Origin of the sequence: Timonella sp. A28 (genome assembly GCF_051200815.1) — a bacterium.
Lineage (GTDB): Bacteria > Actinomycetota > Actinomycetes > Actinomycetales > Cellulomonadaceae > Timonella.
Map to the genome: position 1 here is coordinate 377048 of NZ_CP195159.1, position 23723 is coordinate 400770.

A 23723-nucleotide genomic window follows, 5' to 3' on the forward strand; every position below is an offset into this window, starting at 1 on the left:
TTTATGACATCAATCGCACAGCAGCGAGTACCACAAGCTTTAGAAGCTCGTGTACTCGATGCTGGCGAGTGGGGTTATGCTTTACAGCTTGCATTGCAAGACCCTGTCGCCAATATTTTGGCTATTACCCACCTTGAGCGGGCTCTTCGCTGGCAGGATTATCACGGAGAGGTCTGGGGTTTTCCTGCCCAGGGAGAACTTGAAGCGGTCTGTTGGTCAGGTGCAAACCTGATCCCTATTGTTCCGTCATGGCAAGATGATCCCTCAGTAAAAGAACATGCACTGCGAGCCTTCGGCGAATTAGGGACACAGCTAGGCCGACGATCATCGTCGATTGTTGGCACAGCAGAGTTAGTTATGCCGTTGTGGAATAGCCTTGGCGGTATGTGGCAGCGCCCTCGTCAAGTGCGAAGTAATCAGCCATCGATGATTATGACAACAGTTCCACAAGGTTTAATTGATTCGAAGGTGCGCCCAGCAACGGATCTTGATTTTGATGGATTGTTTCCAGCAAGTGTGCGCATGTTTATCGAAGAAGTTGGCATATCTCCACTGTCGTTTGGTTCTTCTCAATACGCCATGCGTGTGCGTGAACTTATCGCGGAGAAACGCACTCTTGTACGTATGCATGATGACACTACGTATGATGCACATACACATCGCAATGATGCGCATGAAGAAGTCCTCTTCAAAGCAGATTTTGGTGCATTAGCGGCAGGGGTCGCACAAATTCAGGGAGTCTGGATAGACCCGCACTATAGAGGTCGTGGATATGCTGTTCCTGCGGTCGCGCAAACTGTTGCGTACGGGTTGGAGAACTTTGCTTCTACGGTTTCTCTTTATGTGAATGATTACAACTATCGTGCGTTAAAAGCCTATCGAAAAGTGGGCTTTGAGCAGATAGGTGAATACGCCACCATACTTTTCTAGGTGGTTATGAGTGGTAACAGCATAAAGTCTGGTGTGGCACTCGTTCGTTCACGCATAAATGAGCGCAGGCATAGAGTCATAGGCAGTAATCTATAACTATGCTTTTACGCCTATCCCAACTTTTCGTCCGTTCGCTGCGCGAAGATCCTGCTGATGCAGAGGTCGCTAGCCACAAACTTCTTGTTCGTGCCGGGTATATTCGCCGTACTGCACCGGGAGTGTATACGTGGCTTCCGCTCGGGTTGCGGGTTTTGGACAAGGTTGAAACCGTTGTTCGTGAGGAAATGGAAAAGGCTGGCGCTCAGCGTGTGCATTTCCCAGCGCTTTTGCCACGTGAACCGTTTGAGGCGACGAATCGTTGGAATGAGTACGGCCCTAACCTCTTTCGTCTGAAAGATCGAAAAGACGGTGACTATCTTCTAGCGCCAACACACGAAGAAATGTTTACGTTGCTGGTTAAGGACCTGTACTCCTCGTACAAAGATTTGCCTGTGACGTTGTTCCAAATCCAAACGAAATACCGTGATGAGGCGCGTCCACGCGCTGGCCTTATCCGCGGGCGCGAATTCATTATGAAAGACGCATACTCGTTTGATACCACAGATGAAGGTCTTGAACTGTCCTATCAGGCACAGCGTGACGCGTACGAGCGCATTTTCACGCGGTTGGGTCTTGAATATGTGATTGTTGCTGCAACTGCTGGTGCTATGGGTGGATCACGTTCGGAAGAGTTCTTGACCCCAACAGCAATCGGCGAAGACACCTTTGTGCGCTCTGCTGGCGGTTATGCCGCGAACGTTGAAGCCGTCGTCACTCAGGTTCCTGAAGCTCTTGATTACACGCATGCTGCACAACCAGTCGTCGTTGACACACCACAAGCAGGAACTATTGATGAGCTTGTTGAACAACTCAATACCCAATACCCTCGCGAAGACGGCCGGGCATGGACCGCAGGCGATACGTTAAAGAACGTTGTTGTCGCAGCCACAAGTCCAACAGGTGAACGCGAAATCATTGTTGTTGGTGTGCCAGGTGACCGTGACGTTGACTTGAAACGTGTCGAAGCTGCCTTAGCGCCAGCTGAAGTTGAGCCAGCGACGGATGCAGATTTTGCTCGTAACAAGGTACTTGTGCGTGGCTTTATCGGCCCACAGGCGCTTGGACAAAAACAGCAAGGCGATGAGAATGCCCTGCGTTATCTTGTCGACCCTCGCGTCGTGGACGGCACAGTATGGGTAACTGGAGCCAACCAGGTGGACAAGCATGTTGTTGGCTTAGTTGCTGGTCGTGATTTCGTTGCTGATGGAACAGCGGAAGCAGCACAAGTCTTAGCTGGTGACCTTGCACCAGACGGTTCTGGTCCGCTTGAACTTGCTCGCGGTATCGAAATTGGGCACATCTTCCAACTTGGGCGTAAATATGCCGAGGCGTTAGGGCTCAAGGTTCTTGATGAGAATGGCAAGCAAGCTGTTGTCACGATGGGCTCCTACGGCATCGGCGTGTCACGTGTTATGGCTGCTCTCGCAGAAGCCAACCACGATGATAAAGGTTTAGCGTGGCCTATTAACGTTGCCCCAGCGCACGTGCACATCGTTGCGACAGGTAAAGACGACGAAGTATTTGAGGCGGCACACAAACTTGCTGAAGAGCTCGTTGAAGCTGGGCTTGAAGTTATCTATGACGACCGCAAGAAAGTCTCGCCAGGTGTGAAGTTCAAGGACGCTGAGCTTTACGGTGTTCCTTATATCGCTGTGGTAGGACGCGGGCTTGCCGACGGAGTTATCGAGTTCCGTCCGCGCGTCGGAGAGTCACAAACCGTCGAGATCGCATCGGCAGCCACCCACATTGAGGCGGTTGTTCGCGACAGCTTGCGCGACTAATACTGTTACATAAAGGTGTGGGTGGAAGAAAATATTTTCTTCCACCCACACCTTTATTGTGCTGTTACTGCTCGGGGGTTTGGGTTGGTACTTGGATGGTTGGTGTTCCGTCGATGAGTGGGAAGAGCTCAAACTTTTCGCCCCAAAATTGGGCATAAAAGGTGCGTGAAGTTGCCAAGTTGAGCAGATCTGCTCGAGCGATGGGAGCTGCTTGGGGGATATAACCTAAATAGTCTTTGGCTAGCGTCAGTTCTAGTTCGCGTGCGAGTGCGGTGCGTTCTTTTTTGCTGGCACGTGGCTGGTCAGCTGCCAAAGTAAAAGGTAATTCGTAGGCGACTTTGCGCGGGTCTTGTGCCGTACCAGATACTTCTGCGAGTTGGGCAAGAAACTCTGCTTGTCGTCTGTGGTCTGCTGCCATTTTTTGTATGGGTGCTTGCTCGTCGGTGTCGCTCATTGCGGCGATGACTTCGAGGGCGTAGCCAGTTGCGTCTTCGTTCGTGATGAAGGAAAGCAGCGTTGAGTCATTCGGTGCGGCGTTTGCGTGTGTCCATTGAGTATGAGTGAAGTCTTCTGGCAAAGCGAAAGACACACGTGCAGTTTTAGCAAATGATTGTGCTGTGATGAGTTGGTTAATCGCAATAGACCCGTATAGTCGGGCTAACTCGCCGTCTTCGGGTATGTCGAGGCTCGCACGAATCCTGTTCGATGAGCTCAACAGTTGTGTCAGTAAATCTTCAGGCGATGAGTATTCTGGCGATTCAGTAGGTTCGGCGCTTCCAGAGGTTGGCGTTGGTGCTGCCGTGGTGTTGAGGGGAGAAGCCTGCGCCTCATCAGTATCTTTATTGATGCCAGACAGATATACGCCGCCAAGGGCGTCTTCTTGTGCTGCAGCGTCTTGTGAGATGGTGTCAGCGCGCTTGATAATTTTTGTTGTTGCGTCACTTGCTGCAACACTGTTTGCAACTTCTTGGGTAATGAGTAGGTCATTCACCATTGCCGTGCGTGAGATTTCGTTGGGGTCTGGAACCAGTTCTTGTGGGGGAGCAGTTTCTAGCCGTACACCGCAACCGACAAGTGTGACCGACATGAATGCTGCGGTGATTGTAGTCACTGTGCGGCGCCAGCGGTAGCGTTGAGGGGCAACGATATTTTCCCTCCCAAAACGGCTAGATTTCGGGAAAGATTCGACCTTTTTGAATCGTGCCATCATGTGAATTGGATCTCCCTGCAGACCGCATATTGTGCAAACTTATTGTGGTTCAAAGTTTGTTTTCTTTAGAAGTGACGAGCGCACTGCGCTCTAATCGGTAATCTTAGTTGAGAAACAAGTTCATACCGGTCTGTTTTCTGCCCGGTAGGCGTATTCGTCGACAGGAGAAAAATTGGCAGCCCAACTTTTAGCTGAGGAACTTAAGCAGGAGCTGCGTTCGGTCGTGGCCGATGCTGGTTTAGTTCTTGAAGATGTAACTGTAGCGCAGGCCGGAAAAAACACGGTTGTGCGGGTAACTGTGGATTTGGATGAAACCCAGTTGGGCGCAGTTAGCCTCGAGCACATCGCTGAGGTTTCTCACGCTGTTTCCGCTGCTCTTGATTCGGTAAAAGCACTCAAAGATGCTTATACGTTGGAAGTTTCTTCGCCAGGGGCCACACGGGCGTTAACTGATCGAAGGCACTTTGTGCGTGCGCGGGGCCGGCTTATAAAGGTTCAATTGAATTCAGGTGTGGATTTTGTTGCACGGTTGAATTCTGTTGACGGTAATGTACTAGTTTTTGACGACGAACAGCAGATCCCAATTGAGGACGTTCGAAAAGCAAAAGTTGAAGTCGAGTTAAAACGCGCTGAGCACGTGCGCGATGAAGACTTTGTAGATATTGAAGTAGAAGATCGAACAATGACTCGAGGCGTGGAGGAGTAACGTGGAAATCGATATGAGTGCGCTGCGCTTACTAGAGCGTGAGCGTGAGATTAGTCTTGAAGTTCTGATTTCCGCAATTGAGCAGGCGTTGACAGTTGCGTATCACCGAACTCCAGACGCATACCGTCATGCGCGTGTTGAAATTGATCGCAAGACGGGACACGTTGTGGTGTGGGCGCAAGAAGATATTCTTGTGAGCCCTGCCTATGAAGACGAAGAAGGACAGTATTATCCTGCTGTTCGTGAGCTTGGCCCAGAGTTTGATCACACACCTTCAGACTTCGGCCATGTTGCCACTGCTACTGCACGGCAAGTGATTTTCCAGCGGTTGCGTGACGTTGAGGACGACCAGGTTCTTGGGCAATTCAAGAACAAGGAAGGGGAACTTGTTTCTGGAGTGATCCAGCAAGGGAAAAACCCGCGAGTCGTGAACGTCGATGTGGGTGGTACCGAAGCACAGCTTCCAGAACACGAACAAGTCCCTACGGAACGGTACCGTCACGGTGAGCGTATCCGTGCGTACGTTCTTGAGGTAGCGCGCCGCATGAATGGTCCAGCTATTACCTTAAGCCGGACGCACCCGAACCTCGTGCACAAGTTGTTTGAACTTGAAGCGCCTGAAGTTGCTGATGGAACGGTAGAGATTGTTTCTATCGCACGTGAGGCTGGGCATCGCACCAAGATGGCTGTACGCACGAAGGTCGCAGGTTTAAATGCTAAAGGCGCCTGCATTGGTCCTATGGGACAGCGAGTGCGTGCGGTGATGGCTGAACTTAATGGCGAGAAGATTGACATTGTGGACTTTACCGATGATCCGGTTAAGTTCATTTCTTCAGCGCTTTCACCAGCTTCGGTGAGTTCTGTCACGATTCTTGATAGCGATGCGAAGTCTGCGCAAGTGGTTGTGCCTGATTATCAGTTGTCGTTGGCTATCGGTAAAGAGGGCCAAAATGCGCGTCTAGCCGCTAAACTTACGGGCTGGAAGATCGACATCCGTTCCGATGAAGAGGCTTCCGACTAAAAGCTTCTTAGCAAAAATGTGATGAGAATCTGCGGCACACACACTACATTCGTGTGTGTGCCGCTAACATCTTCGCGGTAAATAGCGTTAAAATTGACGAAACTGGCTCAAGTCTGTTTTTTGTTGTGTCCACTCTTGGAGATCAGGCGTTGTGCGCCTATTTCTAAAGTCATGTAGAGGGAGTTGACGTGACAGTACCAGTACGCACATGCGTAGGGTGCAGGGGACGGTCTGATGTTAGTAGCCTCGTGCGCGTTGTATCTCACGTGCAACCACACCAAACATCCTCAGATGTTTCTTCTGCTACGCATTACGTTGTAGTTGACGAACGTCGAACGATGCCTGGGCGAGGAGCTTGGTTGCATAAGCAACCCTCGTGCTTGAAATCTGCACAGCGTAAAAACGCTTTTGTGCGAGCGCTTCGAGTGCACAGTGAACTAGATCTTACTGCTCTTGTTGAATACATCAACACGTAGTGATCTTAAGGCTTCTTCACTACACACAGGCTGCAGAAGAACGCTGCAGACCTATGACACGTCGATTAGGAAGCGGGTAAAGGCCGATGGGCACCCGATGAGTACTCAGCGATGAGTCCGTATAAATAACGACGGTCCTCCCAGTTTCGGGTGGACCGAGACTGGAGAGTTGTGGCTAAAATCCGCGTCTACGAGCTTGCGAAAGAGCTCGGGGTGGAAAGCAAGACCATCATGGGTAAGCTGACTGAACTGGGAGAGTTCGTGCGTTCAGCTTCCTCAACTATCGAACCGCCTGTAGTGCGGAAACTGCGTGATGCGTTTCCAGCTGCACAAGCGGCCCCAGCCGCTGAAAAAGCACCTGCAAAATCAGCAGCAAAACCAAAACCAAAGCCTAAAGCTGAAGCAGCTCCTGAAGCAGAAGCAAAGCCGAAAGCCGCCGCAGCAGAAGAAGCAAAGCCTGCTGCGAAGCCAGCCGCTGCTAAACCAGCAGCAAAGCCTGCTGCGAAGCCAGTAGCTGCTAAACCAGCAGCGAAACCTGCTGCGAAGCCAGCTGCAAAAGAAACTGGAACGGCTGCTCCAAAACCTGGCGCACCAAAGCCTTCCGCAAAGCCTGCAGGAACCAAAGCAACACCAAAGGCTCCAGAAGCCAAAACCGGTGGCGCAAAACCAGCAGATGCAAAGTCTGAATCAAACGCTCCACGATCTGGTGGGCCGCGCCCAGGCAACAACCCTTTTGCAACCACACAAGGGATGCCACGCCAAGGCGGTTCTGGACAGGGCGGACCACGTCCCGGTGCCCCTCGTCCAGGCGGACCACGTGCCGGACAAGGGCAACGTCAGGGAGCACGTCCGGGCAACAACCCCTTCTCTGACAAACAAGGTATGCCACGACAGAATGCACGACCTGAGCGTTCAGAGCGCCCAGACCGTTCAGAGCGTCCAGCACACAACAAGAACGTAGACGCGGCACACTCAGAGGCACGGTCCGGTGGGCCACGTCCGGGCGGTCCTCGTCCAGGCGGACCACGCCCAAGCTCAGGGCCACGTCCAAACCCAGGCATGATGCCAGGTCGTACAAGCGCACCTCGACCAAGCTCCGGTGAACGTTCCGGTGGTCGCGGTGGCCAAGGCGGCGGCCGTGGCGGTCGTGGTGGCCAGAACGCTCCAGCAGGAGCAGGTCCAAACAACGGTCCAAACCAGGGTGGTTTTGGCGGTCGCGGTGGCGGACGCCCAGGCCCTGGCGGACGTGGTGGCACAGCCGGTGCATTCGGACGTTCCGGTGGACGCCCAGTTAAGGGACGCAAGTCAAAGCGCGCGAAGCGTCAAGAGTTCGAGCAGATGCAAGCACCTTCACTCGGTGGTGTAACTGTTCCACGCGGTGACGGTTCAACTGTTATTCGTTTGCGTCGCGGTTCATCGTTGTCTGACTTTGCAGACAAGATTGATGCGAACCCAGCGAGCCTTGTTACAGTGCTTTTCCACCTCGGTGAGATGGCAACTGCAACACAATCGCTCGACGAAGACACCTTCGGTACTCTCGGTGCAGAACTTGGCTACGTCATCGAAATGGTGTCAGCTGAAGACGAAGACCGTGAACTCCTCGGCGGCTTCGACATTGACCTCGAAGCTGAAGAAGCTGGTGAAACTGACGAAGACTTGAGGCCACGTCCTCCAGTTGTCACAGTTATGGGTCACGTTGACCACGGTAAAACCCGTTTGCTTGACGCTATCCGCGAATCAGATGTTATTTCTGGTGAAGCTGGTGGCATCACCCAGCACATTGGTGCATACCAAGTAAAGACTGAAGTTGACGGCCGTGAACGCGCCCTCACCTTCATTGATACACCAGGTCACGAAGCGTTTACCGCTATGCGTGCTCGTGGTGCTCAGGTCACCGACATCGCAATCCTTGTGGTTGCAGCAGATGACGGTGTTATGCCACAAACCGTTGAGGCTCTGAACCACGCTCAAGCAGCAGGTGTGCCAATCGTTGTCGCTGTTAACAAGGTTGATAAAGACACGGCAAACCCATCGAAGATCCGCCAACAGCTCACCGAGTACAACTTGGTTGCTGAAGAATATGGTGGCGAAACCATGTTCGTAGACGTTTCTGCAAAGCAGAACATGGGCATCGGTGACCTGCTCGAAGCAGTGGTTCTGACCGCGGACGCTTCTCTTGACCTGCGTGCAAACCCGAACAAGGACGCACGCGGTGTCGCTATCGAAGCGAACCTCGACAAGGGCCGCGGTGCAGTTGCTACCGTGCTCGTCCAGTCGGGAACCTTGCATGTTGGTGACGCAATCGTTGCTGGAACCGCATACGGACGTGTTCGTGCAATGTTTGACGAGCACGGCGTAAACATTGATGCAGCAACACCAGCCCGCCCAGTTATGGTTCTTGGTCTGACGTCTGTTCCTCGTGCAGGTGACGCATTCTTGGTGGCACCAGATGACCGTACTGCTCGTCAGATCGCTGAAAAGCGTGAAGCAGCAGAACGTGCAGCACTTCTCGCGAAGCGTCGTAAGCGCATCAGCCTTGAAGACTTCACTCAAGCTCTTGAGCTTGGAAAGGTTGAGACTCTCAACCTTGTTCTTAAGGGTGACGTATCCGGTGCAGTTGAAGCTCTCGAAGACGCCTTGTTGAAGATCAACGTTGGTGACGAAGTTGATCTGCGCATCATCCACCGTGGTGTTGGAGCGATCACACAGAACGACGTGAACCTTGCGACTGTCGATAACGCAATCATCATCGGCTTTAACGTGAAGCCAGCTGAGCGTGTTGCTGAGCTTGCAGACCGTGAAGGCGTTGACATTCGTTACTACTCAGTCATCTACCAAGCACTTGAAGATGTTGAAGCAGCGCTTAAGGGCATGCTCAAGCCTGAGTACGAAGAAGCGCAACTCGGTACCGCTGAGATCCGCGAAATCTTCCGTTCCTCGAAGTTCGGAAACATCGCTGGTTCGATCGTTCGCTCTGGAGAGATTCGTCGTAACTCGAAGGCACGTGTCTTGCGTGACGGCGTCGTCATCGGAGATAACCTCTCAATTGAATCGCTTAAGCGCTTCAAAGACGACGCAGTTGAAGTACGCGAAGGCTTCGAATGTGGTATCGGTCTGGGATCATTCAACGATCTCCAAATCGGTGACACCATCGAAACGTGGGAAATGCGTGAGAAGCCTCGCGCATAACCCGACGCGTTGAACACAACGTAGTTCTGTGAATGGAGGGTGTCAGTATTATGCTGGCACCCTCCATTCATGGGCTAAACGATTATTTTCATCCACCCTTAGCGATAATCGCAGGTTATACCTATAAGACGCCTGTAGTGTTGGGGAAGAAGGAGAACACATCATGGTAGATCACCCACGGGCACGTAAACTCGCCGACCGAATCCAAGTCATCGTCGCAAAGATGATTGATACACGCATTAAAGACCCACGGCTTGGTTTTGTCACCATTACCGACGTTCGTGTTACTGGCGACTTGCAGAATGCTTCAATTTTTTACACGGTATACGGAAGCGACGAAGACCGCGTGAACACGGCTGCCGCGCTAGCCAGTGCTAAAGGAACCATTCGTTCCGAAATTGGTAAGCAAACAGGTATCCGTTTGACACCAAACATCGAGTTTCACCTTGACGCTGTGCCAGAGAGCGCTGCGTCCTTTGATGCGGCACTACTTGAAGCACAAAAGCGTGATGCCGAGCTGAAAGCTCTACGTGAAGGCGCAACGTATGCAGGTGAGACCGACCCGTACCGTAAAGCCAACGAAGACGACAGCGTTGAAAGCAACGAGGGCTGACCTGCTACATGTCTGAAGTACGAAAGGCAGGCCCACGACGGCCTCCTGCCGAAGATGGGCTCGTCATCGTTGATAAACCAATCAACTGGACAAGCCACGACGTGGTTGCCCGTATGCGGACACTTGCTGCAACGCGAAAAGTCGGCCACGCAGGAACCTTAGATCCCATGGCAACTGGAGTGTTAGTTGTTGGAGTCGGGAAAGCCACCCGACTCCTCAACTACATTGTCGGGGCAGATAAGGAATATCAAGCAACTATCCGTTTAGGTGTTGCTACAACAACTGAAGATGCTCAAGGCGATGTAACGCAGGTCGTTGAAACCTCGGGTGTATCTTTTGACGAGATTGTTCACGCCGCAGGCACCCTGACCGGTGACATTCTGCAAGTACCTAGCGCAGTAAGTGCGATCAAGGTTAATGGAAAAAGAGCATACGAGAGGGTCCGCTCAGGCGAGCACGTTGAGCTTGAAGCTCGCCCTGTTACCGTGCATTCATTTGAGGTTCATGACGTACGTGAAGCAGTGAGCGATCACGGAAAAGTCGTTGATGTTGATGTCACTGTGTGCGTGTCATCGGGGACGTACGTGCGAGCTCTTGCCCGTGACTTAGCGGTAGAACTTGGCACCGTTGGGCATTTGACTAGGCTTCGTCGTACACGTGTTGCAGGCTACACGTTAGAAAACAGTGCAACGCTGGAACAACTTGAAGCGGATGTTGCTGAGCACGGAAGCATTTCAGTACTTAAGCTTGCGGATGCGGCACGAAGTGCGTTTGACGTACGTGACCTCACTGAAGAAGAAACTACTGCTTTAGGGTTTGGTAAGCGACTCAGCCCACAGCACACCTCGGCAACGAGTGACACACCTGTCACTGTGGCGGGAATTTCTCCCGCTGGTGAATTGGTTGCATTGTTGAAAGAAGACGGACGTAAAGCTCAACCTGTTGTGGTATTTGCGGTACAACAATAAGTCTTACCGCAGGCGTGCTGTTGTGAGCGTTCTTAGCGAGCACGGGCTTTAGAGAACTTAGGAGAGTGTCAGTGTTTGTCTGGACTAATCCGGATGAAGTGACGGTCGGCGACAAACGCAGCGTCATTACAATAGGTAACTTTGATGGTGTTCATCGCGGTCACAGGTTTGTGCTCGAAAACTTGATCGGACATGCGGCGACAACTGGTTCTGTTTCTGTTGTTGTGACGTTCGATCCTCATCCGGCGCTCGTGCACCGCCCAGAGTCGGCCCCACCTTTACTGACTGGACTGCGCGACAAACTTGAATTGTTGGCAGCTGAAGGCGTCGACGCAACTCTTGTTCTTCCATATTCTTTGGAATTTTCGCAGCTGACCCCGCGAGACTTTGTAAAAAAGTACGTTGTTGATGTGCTGCACGCGCGCCTGATCGTGATTGGACGGGATGTGCGCTTTGGCCGAGAAAATGCGGGAGACGTGCACACGCTCGAAGAACTTGGCCGCGAGTTTGGTTTTGTGGTTCATGTGGTCGACGATTTTGGCGAGCCCAGTGGGGGAGAGCGCTGGTCGTCGTCTGTTGTGCGGCAACTCGTGCGCTCAGGTGAAATGGGGGCTGTGACGGCTTTGCTGGGGCGTCCTCATCGGATGCGCGGGGAAGTCGTTCATGGCGATGCGCGCGGCCGAGAACTTGGTTTTCCTACAGCAAACATGAGCCAAAGCAGCGATGGAATGATCCCAGCAGATGGCGTGTATGCAGGATGGCTTTCGGTTGTTGATGGTGGACGCGAATTACAGCAGATGCCTGCCGCGATCTCGATCGGCACGAACCCCACTTTTCACGGTGAGCAGCGCAGAGTTGAATCGTATGTGATTGACCGTAAGGGGCTGGATTTGTACGGCGACGAGGTGATCGTTGAATTTGTGCAACGCCTCCGCCCGACGCTCACTTTTGAGTCGATGGACGCTTTGATTGTGCAGATGGGCGACGACGTTGAGAAAGCTCGTCTCATACTCCGGTAGGCGTAGGAGTTTTCGTCGCCAGTGCGTGTGAGACGTGAGTGCGATCACCCGTATGTTGTGTCTCAGTAACCTCCCATATTGTCTATCGCTGATATACTTTTAGCGCCGTTAGATCGGCCGCGGTCAGAGAGAGCTTGGGTGGATATGCCCCAAAGCGCCGCGCAACAACCATTGAAGGAGAGCCGTGCCGCTCGATTCAGCAGTTAAGAAGAGCATCATCGCCGAATACGGTGCAAACGAGAGCGACACTGGTTCGCCAGAGGTGCAGATCGCACTTCTCTCGCAGCGCATCAAGGACCTCACCGAGCACCTGAAGACCCACAAGCACGACCACCACTCACGTCGTGGTCTACTTCTTCTTGTTGGTCAGCGTCGTCGCCTCCTTGGCTACCTCCAGAAGGTAGACATCGAGCGTTACCGTTCGCTTATCGAGCGCCTCGGTCTGCGTCGCTGATGAGTTTGTGATTCGGCTCGGCTCCTTCTCTGGGGTCGAGCTGAATCAATGTCTGGCCCGCTTTGGCGGGCCTTAGCAATATCACGCAGGTTTATAGTTCAAGTCTTTCTCGGTCCTCGGTAGTGGTTTCCGGATCAACGTGAAGATCCGTAGGCCTCGATCGAAGACCGCTAGACGAGGAACTATATGCCCCGTTCTAGGAAATGGAGGGCCTCATGGAGGGTCCAGAAATTCAGTTCGCTGAAGCGATTATCGACAACGGTCGATTCGGTAAGCGTACAGTTCGATTCGAAACAGGACGTCTTGCACGTCAAGCTGCAGGATGCGCTACCGCATACCTTGACGGCGAAACCATGCTTCTTTCAGCAACCGCTGTAGGTAAGCAACCAAAAGACCAGTTCGACTTCTTCCCACTCACCGTGGACGTTGAAGAGCGCATGTACGCGGCTGGCCGTATCCCAGGTTCATTCTTCCGCCGTGAAGGACGCCCATCAACCGAGGCTATCCTCGCGTGCCGTCTCATTGACCGTCCGTTGCGTCCAAGCTTTGTTAAGGGCTTGCGTAACGAGGTTCAGGTTGTTGTCACCGTTATGGCGATTCACCCTGACGACGCATACGACGTGCTCGCAATCAACGCTGCGTCGATGTCGACTCAGCTTGCAGGCTTGCCATACTCCGGCCCTGTCGGCGGTGTGCGCGTTGCACTTATCGACGACCAGTGGGTTGCTTTCCCTAAGTACAGCGACAAGGAACGCGCTGTCTTCGAAATGGTCGTTGCTGGACGCGTAGTCGGTGACGACGTGGCCATCATGATGGTAGAAGCTGAAGCTTCAGAAGCATCATGGGACCTCGTCAAGAACCACGGCGCAACAGCTCCAACTGAAGAAGTAGTTGCTGAAGGTCTTGAAGCAGCAAAGCCATTCATCCGTGCACTGTGCGAAGCGCAAGCCGAGTTGGCGTCAAAGGCTGCGAAGCCTTTGAGTGAATACCCACTCTTCCTCGACTACGAAGATGACGTTTTCGCAGCTGTGGAAGGTGCTATCACCGCGGAACTCGCTGAAGCACTGACCATCGCAGACAAGCAAACACGCGAAAACCGTCTTGACGAAGTTAAAGACCTCGCTTTTGAGCGTGTCGGTGAACAATTTGCTGAGCGCGACAAGGAAATCTCAGCTGCAGTTCGTTCCCTCACCAAGAAGCTCGTGCGTAAGCGCGTTCTTACTGAAGGTGTGCGTATTGACGGCCGTGGTCTAGCAGACATCCGTACGTTGTCTGCTGAAGTTGAGGTTATTCCTCGCGTACACGGTTCAGCTATTTTTGAGCGCGGCGAAACCCAAATCCTTGGTGTAACAACGCTGAACATGCTCAAAATGGAACAGCAAATCGACTCGCTTGGCCCAGAAACGCGCAAGCGCTACATGCACAACTACAACTTCCCACCATATTCAACCGGTGAGACAGGACGAGTTGGCAGCCCTAAGCGTCGCGAAATTGGACACGGTGCACTTGCAGAACGTGCGCTCGTTCCAGTTCTTCCAACACGTGAAGAGTTCCCATACGCAATCCGTCAGGTTTCTGAAGCTCTCGGATCAAACGGTTCGACCTCAATGGGATCTGTCTGCGCATCGACACTCGCGTTGTACAACGCTGGTGTGCCACTGCGCGCAGCCGTTGCAGGTATCGCAATGGGACTTATCTCAGACACGGTTGAAGGCGAAACCCGTTATGCCGCACTGACCGACATCCTCGGTGCAGAAGACGCATTCGGTGACATGGACTTCAAGGTTGCAGGTACTCGTGACTTCGTTACCGCAATCCAGTTGGACACTAAACTTGACGGTATTCCAGCGTCTGTTCTTGCTGGTGCTCTTACTCAAGCGCGCGATGCACGCATGACCATCTTGGATGTCATTGATGAAGCAATTGACACCCCAGACGAGATGAGCCCACACGCACCACGCGTTATTGCGGTTAAGGTTCCAGTCGACAAGATCGGTGAAGTTATCGGGCCAAAGGGCAAGATGATTAACCAGATCCAAGAAGATACAGGCGCTGACATCTCCATTGAAGATGACGGCACCGTGTACATCGGCGCTGTTGACGGTCCATCAGCCGAGGCGGCACGTGCCGCAATTAACGCGATCGCGAACCCACACGTTCCAGAAGTGGGCGAGCGTTTCGTTGGAACCGTTGTTAAGACCACAACCTTCGGTGCGTTTATTTCGCTCACCCCAGGCAAAGACGGACTGCTGCACATCAGCCAGATCCGTAAACTTGTCGGCGGAAAGCGTGTTGAAAACGTTGAAGACGTTGTCTCTGTAGGTCAGAAGATTCAGGTCGAAATCGCTGAAATCGATCCTCGTGGCAAGCTGTCATTGGCTGCTGTTGTTGAGGAAGCAGAAGGCGACAAGCCTGCCGAAACAGAGTCTGTAGACGCATAACGTGGTTTGGTCTTTACCTTTACTCGAATCAGGAAACCCTGAAAATGAGTTGAACGTCGAGCATGACGGTGCGATTATTCGTCGCACCGTCCTGCCCGGCGGCGTGCGTGTACTCACAGAACAGTTACCCGGTCAGCGTTCCGCAACAGTTGGTGCGTGGGTAAACGTCGGATCGCGTGATGAGCAAGACGGTCATTACGGATCCACTCACTTCCTTGAGCATCTGTTGTTTAAGGGAACACCTCGTCGCACTGCTATGGACATTGCTGAATCTTTCGACGCTGTCGGTGGTGAAGCGAATGCTGTGACCGGTAAAGAGAACACATGCTATTACGCGCGTGTTCTTGATACTGATCTGCCCATGGCTGTCGATGTCATTAGTGACATGGTGACGAGTGCTTTGCTTGACCCGGAAGAACTCGAAACTGAACGTGGCGTCATTCTGGAAGAACTTGCCATGAATGACGACGACCCAGGTGATGTTGCCCATGAACAGTTTTCTGCGACTGTTTTAGCCGGACACGATCTTGGCCGGCCTATCGGTGGCACCCCAGAAACAATTAATAAGGTGCCAAGAGAAGCCGTCTGGGCTCACTACCAAGAGCATTATCAGCCTGAAACACTTGTGTTTACGGCGGCCGGAAATGTTGACCACGATGTACTGTGTGGACAAATTTCGGATGCTTTAAAAATTGGTGGCTGGCAGCTAGATGATGGCGCGATTCCACGTGCTCGTCGAGACACGACTGCTTTAGAAGGCATTGGGTTAACGTCTCGCGAACTCACAATTTCGCGGTCAGTTGAACAGGCGAATGTCATTATCGGATCGACTGGTATCACCGCTACTGACGACCGCCGTTTCCAACTATCAGTGCTCACGGCTGTGCTGGGTGGCGGTATGTCTTCACGGCTCTTCCAAGAGATTCGTGAACGACGGGGTCTTGCATACTCCACATATTGTTTTGGCAGCTCACATGTGGGCACCGGAACTTTTGGATTATATGCGGGATGTGCTCCTACAAAAGTTGATCAAGTAACTGAGCTGCTTGTTGCTGAACTCGAAAAAATGGCTGATTCTGCTATCACTGAAGCTGAACTGAAACGATCAATTGGTCAGTTGTCAGGTTCTTTAGTTTTGGGGCTTGAAGACTCTGGTTCGCGTATGAACAGACTCGGCCGTGCAGAGCTTGTTACGGGTGACTTGTATTCGCTTCAAGAAACACTTGAACGTATTCAGGCTGTAACTCGCGAAGAAGTTCAATCGTTGGCAATCGAATTAGCTGAACGTCCGCGTTCTGTGGTTCGAGTTGGGCCTTTTACTGCGTAAGCAGACGATTTTCACAGTCTTGAGATGGGCTGCTCGTTAAGTGAGTGTAAGAAACATTTTTGTTTGCAGACACGTACACTACAACGGGCAGTCCATTGCTGTACGTGAAGAAAAGAATGTGGGGAAGCCATGATTAAAGTTGCAGTTTTAGGTGCTCGTGGACGGATGGGAAAAAATGTCTGTGAGGCTGTGCTTAATAGTCCTGACATGGAACTTGTTGCCACGATGGACACAGGGGATGACTTTTCTGTTGTTGCCGAAAGTGGCGCGCACGTTGCTGTTGATTTCACTGTGCCTAGCGTTACTGAATCGAACGTGCACCAACTTATTGATGCAGGAATACACGCCGTAGTTGGAACTACTGGATGGACTGAAGGATCGCGTGCGCGGGTTGCAGACCATCTTGCCGACGATGGACGCAACCTTGGTGTGTTGATTGCTCCTAACTTTGGTCTGTCAGCTGTGCTTGCTATGAGTTTTGCGGCTAAAGCGGCAAAATTTTTTGAGTCAGTTGAAATTGTTGAACTGCATCACCCGGATAAGGTTGATGCGCCGTCAGGAACTGCCCGGCATACGGCGGAGGCCGTTGCAGCGGCCCGCACTGAAGCGGGTATTCCCGTGAGCCCCGATGCGACCGTTGAAGGATTCGAAGCACGTGGTGCGGATGTTAACGGCGTGAGAGTTCATGCTGTACGGTTGCGCGGACTTGTTGCACATGAAGAAATTTTGCTTGGTAATGCCGGTGAGCAGCTTTCCATTAGACAAGATTCGTTTGATCGGGTTTCTTTTATGCCAGGAGTTCTTTTAGGAATTCGTGAAGTATCCTCTCGTCCCGGGCTTACTGTGGGGCTTGAGAACGTAATGGATTTGAGCTAGCAAAGTAAGGGCACAAAACTGTTAAGTTTTGTGCCCTTGAGGTATTCAAGGAAGTGTCGTGTGCGAGTGAAGCATCTTGTAGCGCCAGTGGCTGTGACTGCGCTGTTGGGTATTTTTTTGTGGATGGTCGGTAGCAGGGTTGCTGCGATGATGTCCACGGGTGAACCATTAATGATTGCTATTGGCGCCGGAATTTCGATGATTCTCGTAGCCATTTTGTATGGAATGTTTCGAGAGTGGCTGTTAGCTCTCACTGTCTCGAAAATGAGTGAACAACTGCATGACGAAGGCAAACTCGTGCACGATGATTTGCCGAGGTCGCCTGGCGGCAGGATCGATCGTCAAGCAGCTGATGAACAATTTTCTGATTTACGGCAGCAGGTTGAGCAACAGCCGGACGACTGGGGAGCCTGGTTTAATCTCGCGTTTGGGTATGAAGCGTCAGGGGACCGTCGTCGGGCTCGTTCTGCTTTGCGTACCGCAGCACAGCTGTATCGCACCCAGAACAAAGCCTCACGCTAGTTCGGCGTGCCATCGTTCTTCGACTAAGGTCGTGTCACTGTCAACGTTGAGTTGTCGGACTCGGCCGTCTTGTGCGAGGCCAGCAGAGGCATAGAAGGCTTGTTTTGCTGCTGCCGTTTCTGGAATCCACACCGTGACTTGTGTAGCACCATTGCGTTGTAATGTGTCCACCGCTGCGGTTAATAGTCTGGAACCGTGACCTTGTTTTTGATGTGCAGCGGTTACTTCTAAAGCGATGATGGTTTGTGGCGCAACAGCACAAAAGCCGACAATATCGCCGCCGGACAGTGCCGTAAACAAGCCGTATTCAGCGCTTGGTGGGCGTACAATCGCGTCTAACCATTGCTGCTGTACAGATTCCACATCGACGGCAAGAGGGCTCTCAGGCCCAAAAATGTGCGGGAGCGTGGCAGTCCACGACTCGTTTTGTATGCGTGCGATATGCGGAGCGTCTTGAGCTATCGCTGGACGCACAGATACATCGGCATTCTCTGTAAATAGCACCATCGCTACATTCTTTCGTTGGAGATGTGTGGTCTTTGATTGTAGGCGAAGTTTCGATGATGGGCTTTCACACATCCGGTTGCGTGTGAGTCGGTTCTGGTTCACAGATTTGGGTCGTTACACTGATCGAGGAAGACTGCGACTTGTTGGGAGTATGAGGGGGACGCGTGAACACACAATATGAAGATTTGCTTAGGCATGTGCTTGAGAACGGTACTTTAAAGGACGACCGTACAGGCACAGGTACACGTAGTGTGTTCGGTCATCAGATGCGGTTTAACCTCAGCGAAGGTTTTCCACTCATCACAACAAAACGCGTCCACCTGAAATCTGTTGTTGGCGAGTTGTTGTGGTTTTTGCGTGGGGAATCAAACGTGCAATGGCTGCAAGAAAACGGTATTCGCATCTGGAATGAATGGGCAGACGAGAACGGTGATTTAGGTCCCGTTTATGGTGTGCAATGGCGTAGTTGGCCCACCCCAGATGGTGCACATATCGATCAGATTTCTCAGGTTGTTGACACCTTAAAAACACACCCTGATTCTCGACGAATGATAGTTTCAGCGTGGAACGTTGCAGAACTCGACAAGATGGCGTTGATGCCCTGTCACGCATTCTTCCAGTTTTATGTCGCTGACAATAAATTGTCATGCCAGCTGTACCAACGATCTGCAGACCTATTTTTAGGTGTGCCGTTCAATATTGCTTCGTACGCTTTACTCACTCATATGGTTGCTCAACAGTGTGGTTTAGAAGTTGGCGATTTCGTGTGGACTGGGGGAGACTGCCACATTTATCTCAACCACATGGATCAAGTAACTGAGCAGCTTTCACGCACCCCATTCGAGTTCCCGACACTACAGCTGACGCAAGCGGCCGACATGTTTTCGTACACATTCGATGACATTGCAGTCGAGGGATATCAGCATCATCCCGCTATTAAAGCTGAGGTAGCAGTGTGAAAATAGCGCTCATCTGGGGGCAAGCCTCGCACGGCGGTATTGGGCGCGGCGGTGAAATACCATGGTATGTTCCTGAAGATTTTGCGCACTTTAAAGCGAAAACTATGGGAGCCCCAGTCATTATGGGGCGGGCAACCTGGCAGTCGCTACCGGAACGTTCTCGCCCTCTGCCTGGACGTACCAATATTGTGCTATCTCGTGACACTGCATTTCATGCGCAAGGTGCTGTTGTTGCCACAACGGTAGATCACGCTCTTGAAACTGCTCACGCTACAGGGGCTGAAACCGTGTGGGTCATGGGTGGTTCGCAAATTTATGAATTATTTATGCCTTACGTAACTTTGTTAGAAGTGACTTTTATTGATGTTGCGCCTGACGGCTGCGATGCTTTTGCTCCAACTATTTCTCCGAACTGGGAAATAAGCATGCATAACCCTGAAAGTGGCTGGTTGGAATCGCGTACAGGAACACGTTTCAAACATGTCACATATGAGCGTGCACTGCCGTTACACCAGTACAAAAAGTGATGTGCCCGGTGGACATGTGCATCGTATTAAGCCTGAACGGGGTATCTTAGAAGTCATGATGAAGACGTTTACTGAAGAGCGCCCTTTCGGAACTTTGCTCACAGCGATGGTAACTCCATTCCACGAAGATGGCAGCGTAGATTTTGACTCTGCTGTTGATCTTGCTAAACGTCTCGTCGACGCAGGTAATGACGGTCTTGTCCTTAATGGAACAACCGGAGAGTCACCTACGACTCACGCCCCAGAAAAAGCCGAACTCATTACCGCAATTGTTGAAGCTGTAGGCGACCGCGCGCATGTCATCGCGGGTGCCGGATCAAATGATACCGACCACGCAGTGCGCATGGCCGAGCAGGCACAAGAAGCTGGAGCGGACGGCCTGCTGGTTGTCACCCCATACTATTCACGCCCAAGCCAGCGTGGCATTGTCGCTCACACCGAAGCGATCGCCGATTCCACTGATCTTCCTGTCATGTTGTACGACGTACCGGGCCGCACAGGGGTGCGCTATTCAGCAGACACATACGAGCAGTTGGCTGCACACTCAAAGATCGTTGCTGTCAAAGACGCAACAGGCGACGTGGCCGCCGCTGCCGAACTTATCGCTCGCACAGACCTCGCATGGTACTGCGGTGACGACGCACTTTACCTGCCTTTCCTCTCTGTCGGGGCAGTGGGAATTGTGTCTGTAGTTGCCCATGTGGCAGCACCTGAACTTGTTCGCGTGGAAGAACACTTCAGCGCAGGCCGCAACACCGACGCCACCCACACGGCGGCACAATTACTGCCATTGATTAACGCAATCATGGGAACTGGTGCCGGAACCGTTATGGCGAAAGCAGCCTTGCAACATTTGGGACATATCAAAAACGATGCGCTACGCCTCCCACAAGTGCGTGCCACAGAAACTGAAATCGCGGTAGTCCATGCAGCCCTTGAAGCGCACGGACTCTTAAGCGCTGCCGCGTCGCAGTAAACAATACAAGCCCTGGAGGCTACGTGAGTCACCCCCATCCTGAACTAGATACACCACCGGAACTCCAACCGGGAACAATGCGGATCGTCGCATTGGGTGGTCTAGGGGAGATCGGGCGGAATATGGCTGTCCTCGAATTTAATGGACGGCTGCTAGTCATCGACTGTGGTGTGCTCTTCCCAGAAGACAACCAGCCTGGCGTTGACCTGATTCTTCCCGACTTTGAATACATTGCCGATCGCATGGACGACATTGATGCGATCGTACTTACCCACGGACACGAAGACCACATTGGTGGTGTCCCATACCTGCTGAAACTACGCGCAGACATCCCTGTCGTAGGTTCACGCCTGACGTTAGCTTTTGTAGAAGCAAAACTGAAAGAACACAGAATCACACCTGTGTTACATCCAGTTAAAGAAGACGAAAAAGTCTCCTTTGGAGACTTTGAATGCGAGTTCGTTGCCGTCAACCACTCCATTCCAGACGCGCTCGCTGTCGCAGTTACTACTGCGGCAGGAACGATCCTGCACACTGGTGACTTCAAAATGGATCAGCTGCCGTTGGACGGACGAATCACCGATCTGCGCGCGTTCGCACGTCTTGGAGAACGCGGCGTCGACTTGTTCATGGTGGACTCCACGAACGCTGAAGTCCCAGGATTCGTTACCCCAGAACGCGAAATTGGTCCAACACTTTCGTCGGTTTTTGGGCAATCTGAAGGACGAATCGTTGTCGCTTCTTTTGCTTCTCACGTGCACCGTGTGCAGCAAGTCCTAGACGCAGCACGCGACCACGGACGAAAAGTTGCCCTTGTGGGACGCTCCATGGTGCGAAACATGGGAATAGCAGCTGACCTTGGCTACCTGAACATTCCACACGGAGTCATCGTTGATTTGAAGGATGTTAACTCGCTACCTGACAATCAAGTTGTTCTCATGTGCACCGGTTCGCAGGGCGAACCTATGGCAGCGCTTTCCCGTATTGCAAACCAATCGCACAAGATTTCTGTGGGACACGGCGACACCGTTATCTTGGCGTCTTCGCTCATCCCAGGAAACGAGAATGCGGTCTTCCGCGTAATCAATGGGCTTATGCGGCTTGGTGCCCGTGTTGTGCACTCCGGCAACGCAAAAGTGCACGTTTCTGGTCACGCTTCAGCAGGTGAACTCACATACTGTTACAACATTTTGCGTCCTAAAAATGTGATGCCAGTGCATGGTGAAGTGCGCCATCTGATTGCTAATGGGGCAATCGCGGTGAAGACTGGTGTGCCTGCGCAAAACGTTATTCTTGCTGAAGACGGTGTTGTTGTTGATCTTGTTGACGGGCAAGCACGCATTGTAGGTGCAGTTCCGTGCGGTTACGTGTATGTTGACGGTTCCTCCGTAGGAACCATTACAGAAGCCGAACTGAAAGATCGACGAATTTTGTCTGAAGAAGGATTCGTGTCCCTCTTTGCCGTCATCGATTCAGCAACAGGGAAAGTCATTGCAGGACCACAAATACTTGCGCGTGGCTTTGCTGAGGGAGATGACGTGTTCGACGACATCCGCCCACAGATCGTTGCTGCACTAGAAGAATCTGCAAGCAATGGGAACACTGATACGTATCAGTTGCAGCAGATCATGAGACGCACTGTTGGCCGGTGGATTTCTTCACGACTTCGTAGAAAACCGATGATTCTTCCGGTAGTTGTCTTAGCTTAAAGCGTTCAGGGGCTGTAATCATGACGATTGCAGCCCCTGCCGTATTAGTCAGTGGACGGTGTAGTGTGTGTCCTCGGCAAAACCTCGACTGATCCGTGAAATGTTTCGAGGCTTGTTAGTTCCGAAGCTTCTGTTCCTACAGCTGTACGTACATCTGTGTACCGTTTTTCTACTGCCGCAGACGATAAAGAATCCGTGGCCTTATTAGCAGTATGCAATGCGGAAAGATCACGAACAATATGACCTGCTTTACGATCCACGGTTAAAGCACGCCAAGAAACCTGTGTGATACGGGTTGCCTCGTCCGTTCCCTCAACATGCGCAAACATCATGACGCTGCTTGCAGTCTGCGGAACACAACATGCAGAATCCTGATTTGAAATGAAGTTCCCTAAACCATAAGCAACCCACATTCCGTCATCGTGCGGACCACCAGATAAACGCTCAATCGGTTGCGGAACATGCGCATGATGCCCGATATACAAATCTATGAGTCCAGATTCTGCCAGTGCTTGCGCGAACTCCTTCTGCTCAGCGGAAGGAATGCTCTGGTATTCGATACCGTCATGACTCGATACCACGACGAGGTCGGCGCCTCGTTTACGTGCGTCGCGGGCTTGTGTAAGAACATCGTCCACCACGATGCGCTGCACAGCCCAAGATTTTCCCTGCGGGGTGACTAATCCATTTAAATGACGAGTCACGGAAAGGTGCGCTATCCGAGTGGTGCCTGCATCTTGATGCACATCGTATATTTGCGGATTGTGCGCTTCGCTTTGTGACCGTGCGGTGCCTGCAAAACCGAGACCATTATTTTCTAGAGTGTCCAATGTCGTGACAACTCCGTCAAAACCTTTATCTATGGAATGGTTCGAAGCTGTTGAACAACCATCCCATCCTTGCCGTGCGAGGGCTTGAACAATCGCAGGAGACGCACCAAAGAGAGGGTAGCCAGTTGGGGTGTGCCCTTTGGCGATAACAGGTACTTCAAGATGACACAGTGCAAGTCCCGCAGAATTGACCAGTGCATCAATCTCAGAAAAGAGGGGAGAGAAATTGTATCCAGTTGATGTTCGTGCAGATGAATGAACAGGTAAGTGTGGCAGCACATCGCCTGTCGCTGCGATCGTGAAGATGCGCGGGCGCGGTGCCGGCTCTGGGGAAGGGGATTCTTCCTCAACGGTGAAGGAATCCGTTGTAGCAGAGACCCCGGGTGCAGGAAAGGGAGGTGAGGATGGCGACGAGTGCAGTGCGGCCACAACGCCACCGACACACGCCGCGATGAGTCCGCAGAAGAGGATAATCCATAGGCTGCGTAGTGAAGGCTTATTCACAGGTGACGAGGACACACGAGCATGTGGGGGTTGCATACAAGACACTTTTCTAGATGTGTGCACTGCATGATGTGCAGCT

General features: G+C 52.1%; 21 protein-coding genes. 18 read left to right on the forward strand and 3 right to left on the reverse strand.

All coding sequences use genetic code 11. The features are described 5' to 3' along the window. The first annotated feature begins 3 nt into the window (after window positions 1–3). Together ACR9EC_RS01840 and ACR9EC_RS01845 are read left to right on the forward strand one after the other, a co-directional pair. Window positions 4–930: a GNAT family N-acetyltransferase gene (locus ACR9EC_RS01840; RefSeq protein WP_435299824.1), complete on the forward strand. Its 927-nt coding sequence runs from the start codon at window positions 4–6 to the stop codon at window positions 928–930. A gap of 98 nt (window positions 931–1028) precedes the next feature. Beyond that, on the forward strand, window positions 1029–2810 hold the full coding sequence (locus ACR9EC_RS01845; protein ID WP_435299825.1) for a proline--tRNA ligase: 1782 nt from the start codon (window positions 1029–1031) through the stop codon (window positions 2808–2810). A 64-nt stretch (window positions 2811–2874) separates the two neighbouring features. Here the strand turns inward: ACR9EC_RS01845 and ACR9EC_RS01850 are convergent, their stop codons facing one another. Continuing rightward, complete coding sequence (locus ACR9EC_RS01850) at window positions 2875–3921, reverse strand: DUF4439 domain-containing protein (RefSeq protein WP_435299826.1); 1047 nt, start codon at window positions 3919–3921, stop codon at window positions 2875–2877. Between the two features lie 271 nt (window positions 3922–4192). On the opposite strand from ACR9EC_RS01850, the gene rimP reads away from it, so the two are divergent. The 12 genes from rimP to ACR9EC_RS01910 all read left to right on the forward strand — a co-directional run bounded on the left by rimP (window position 4193) and on the right by ACR9EC_RS01910 (window position 17632). After that, window positions 4193–4726 carry a ribosome maturation factor RimP gene (rimP, locus tag ACR9EC_RS01855; RefSeq protein WP_435299827.1) on the forward strand — a complete coding sequence of 178 codons (534 nt, stop codon included), beginning with the start codon at window positions 4193–4195 and terminating at the stop codon, window positions 4724–4726. A 1-nt stretch (window position 4727) separates the two neighbouring features. Then, window positions 4728–5747, forward strand: a complete 1020-nt coding sequence (gene nusA, locus ACR9EC_RS01860; protein ID WP_435299828.1) for a transcription termination factor NusA — start codon at window positions 4728–4730, stop codon at window positions 5745–5747. Between the two features lie 188 nt (window positions 5748–5935). Beyond that, window positions 5936–6223 carry a YlxR family protein gene (locus tag ACR9EC_RS01865; RefSeq protein ID WP_435299829.1) on the forward strand — a complete coding sequence of 96 codons (288 nt, stop codon included), beginning with the start codon at window positions 5936–5938 and terminating at the stop codon, window positions 6221–6223. A gap of 171 nt (window positions 6224–6394) precedes the next feature. Continuing rightward, the gene (gene infB, locus ACR9EC_RS01870) at window positions 6395–9412 is read left to right on the forward strand and encodes a translation initiation factor IF-2 (RefSeq protein ID WP_435299830.1); all 3018 of its coding nucleotides are present in this window, start codon (window positions 6395–6397) and stop codon (window positions 9410–9412) included. Between the two features lie 163 nt (window positions 9413–9575). Then, complete coding sequence (gene rbfA / locus ACR9EC_RS01875) at window positions 9576–10025, forward strand: 30S ribosome-binding factor RbfA (protein ID WP_435299831.1); 450 nt, start codon at window positions 9576–9578, stop codon at window positions 10023–10025. A gap of 8 nt (window positions 10026–10033) precedes the next feature. Continuing rightward, window positions 10034–10993 (forward strand): tRNA pseudouridine(55) synthase TruB, encoded by a 960-nt coding sequence (gene truB, locus ACR9EC_RS01880; RefSeq protein WP_435299832.1) that lies wholly within the window; start codon window positions 10034–10036, stop codon window positions 10991–10993. 65 nt (window positions 10994–11058) lie between these two features. Beyond that, a complete protein-coding gene (locus ACR9EC_RS01885) occupies window positions 11059–12012 on the forward strand; it encodes a bifunctional riboflavin kinase/FAD synthetase (protein WP_435299833.1) in 954 nt (317 codons plus the stop codon). A gap of 184 nt (window positions 12013–12196) precedes the next feature. Next, a complete protein-coding gene (gene rpsO / locus ACR9EC_RS01890; RefSeq protein ID WP_435299834.1) occupies window positions 12197–12466 on the forward strand; it encodes a 30S ribosomal protein S15 in 270 nt (89 codons plus the stop codon). A 215-nt stretch (window positions 12467–12681) separates the two neighbouring features. After that, window positions 12682–14907: a polyribonucleotide nucleotidyltransferase gene (locus ACR9EC_RS01895; RefSeq protein WP_435299835.1), complete on the forward strand. Its 2226-nt coding sequence runs from the start codon at window positions 12682–12684 to the stop codon at window positions 14905–14907. A 1-nt stretch (window position 14908) separates the two neighbouring features. After that, a complete protein-coding gene (locus ACR9EC_RS01900; protein WP_435299836.1) occupies window positions 14909–16234 on the forward strand; it encodes a M16 family metallopeptidase in 1326 nt (441 codons plus the stop codon). Window positions 16235–16363: 129 nt separating this feature from the next. Next, on the forward strand, window positions 16364–17110 hold the full coding sequence (gene dapB, locus ACR9EC_RS01905) for a 4-hydroxy-tetrahydrodipicolinate reductase (RefSeq protein ID WP_435299837.1): 747 nt from the start codon (window positions 16364–16366) through the stop codon (window positions 17108–17110). A gap of 60 nt (window positions 17111–17170) precedes the next feature. After that, on the forward strand, window positions 17171–17632 hold the full coding sequence (locus ACR9EC_RS01910; protein ID WP_435299838.1) for a hypothetical protein: 462 nt from the start codon (window positions 17171–17173) through the stop codon (window positions 17630–17632). Here the strand turns inward: ACR9EC_RS01910 and ACR9EC_RS01915 are convergent. After that, a complete protein-coding gene (locus tag ACR9EC_RS01915) occupies window positions 17624–18139 on the reverse strand; it encodes a GNAT family N-acetyltransferase (protein WP_435299839.1) in 516 nt (171 codons plus the stop codon). The genes ACR9EC_RS01910 and ACR9EC_RS01915 overlap by 9 nt on opposite strands. 164 nt (window positions 18140–18303) lie before the next feature. On the opposite strand from ACR9EC_RS01915, the gene ACR9EC_RS01920 reads away from it, so the two are divergent. The 4 genes from ACR9EC_RS01920 to ACR9EC_RS01935 are packed head-to-tail and all read left to right on the forward strand — an operon-like array spanning window position 18304 to window position 22310. Beyond that, the gene (locus tag ACR9EC_RS01920; RefSeq protein WP_435299840.1) at window positions 18304–19098 is read left to right on the forward strand and encodes a thymidylate synthase; all 795 of its coding nucleotides are present in this window, start codon (window positions 18304–18306) and stop codon (window positions 19096–19098) included. After that, the gene (locus ACR9EC_RS01925) at window positions 19095–19625 is read left to right on the forward strand and encodes a dihydrofolate reductase (RefSeq protein ID WP_435299841.1); all 531 of its coding nucleotides are present in this window, start codon (window positions 19095–19097) and stop codon (window positions 19623–19625) included. Before ACR9EC_RS01920 ends, ACR9EC_RS01925 begins: the two co-directional genes overlap by 4 nt. Window positions 19626–19680: 55 nt before the next feature. Further along, complete coding sequence (dapA, locus tag ACR9EC_RS01930; RefSeq protein WP_435300585.1) at window positions 19681–20601, forward strand: 4-hydroxy-tetrahydrodipicolinate synthase; 921 nt, start codon at window positions 19681–19683, stop codon at window positions 20599–20601. A 23-nt stretch (window positions 20602–20624) separates the two neighbouring features. Beyond that, window positions 20625–22310: a ribonuclease J gene (locus tag ACR9EC_RS01935; RefSeq protein WP_435299842.1), complete on the forward strand. Its 1686-nt coding sequence runs from the start codon at window positions 20625–20627 to the stop codon at window positions 22308–22310. A 44-nt stretch (window positions 22311–22354) separates the two neighbouring features. Here the strand turns inward: ACR9EC_RS01935 and ACR9EC_RS01940 are convergent, their stop codons facing one another. Beyond that, window positions 22355–23680, reverse strand: coding sequence for a CapA family protein (locus ACR9EC_RS01940; protein WP_435299843.1), 1326 nt, complete (start codon window positions 23678–23680; stop codon window positions 22355–22357). Between the last annotated feature and the right edge of the window lie 43 nt (window positions 23681–23723).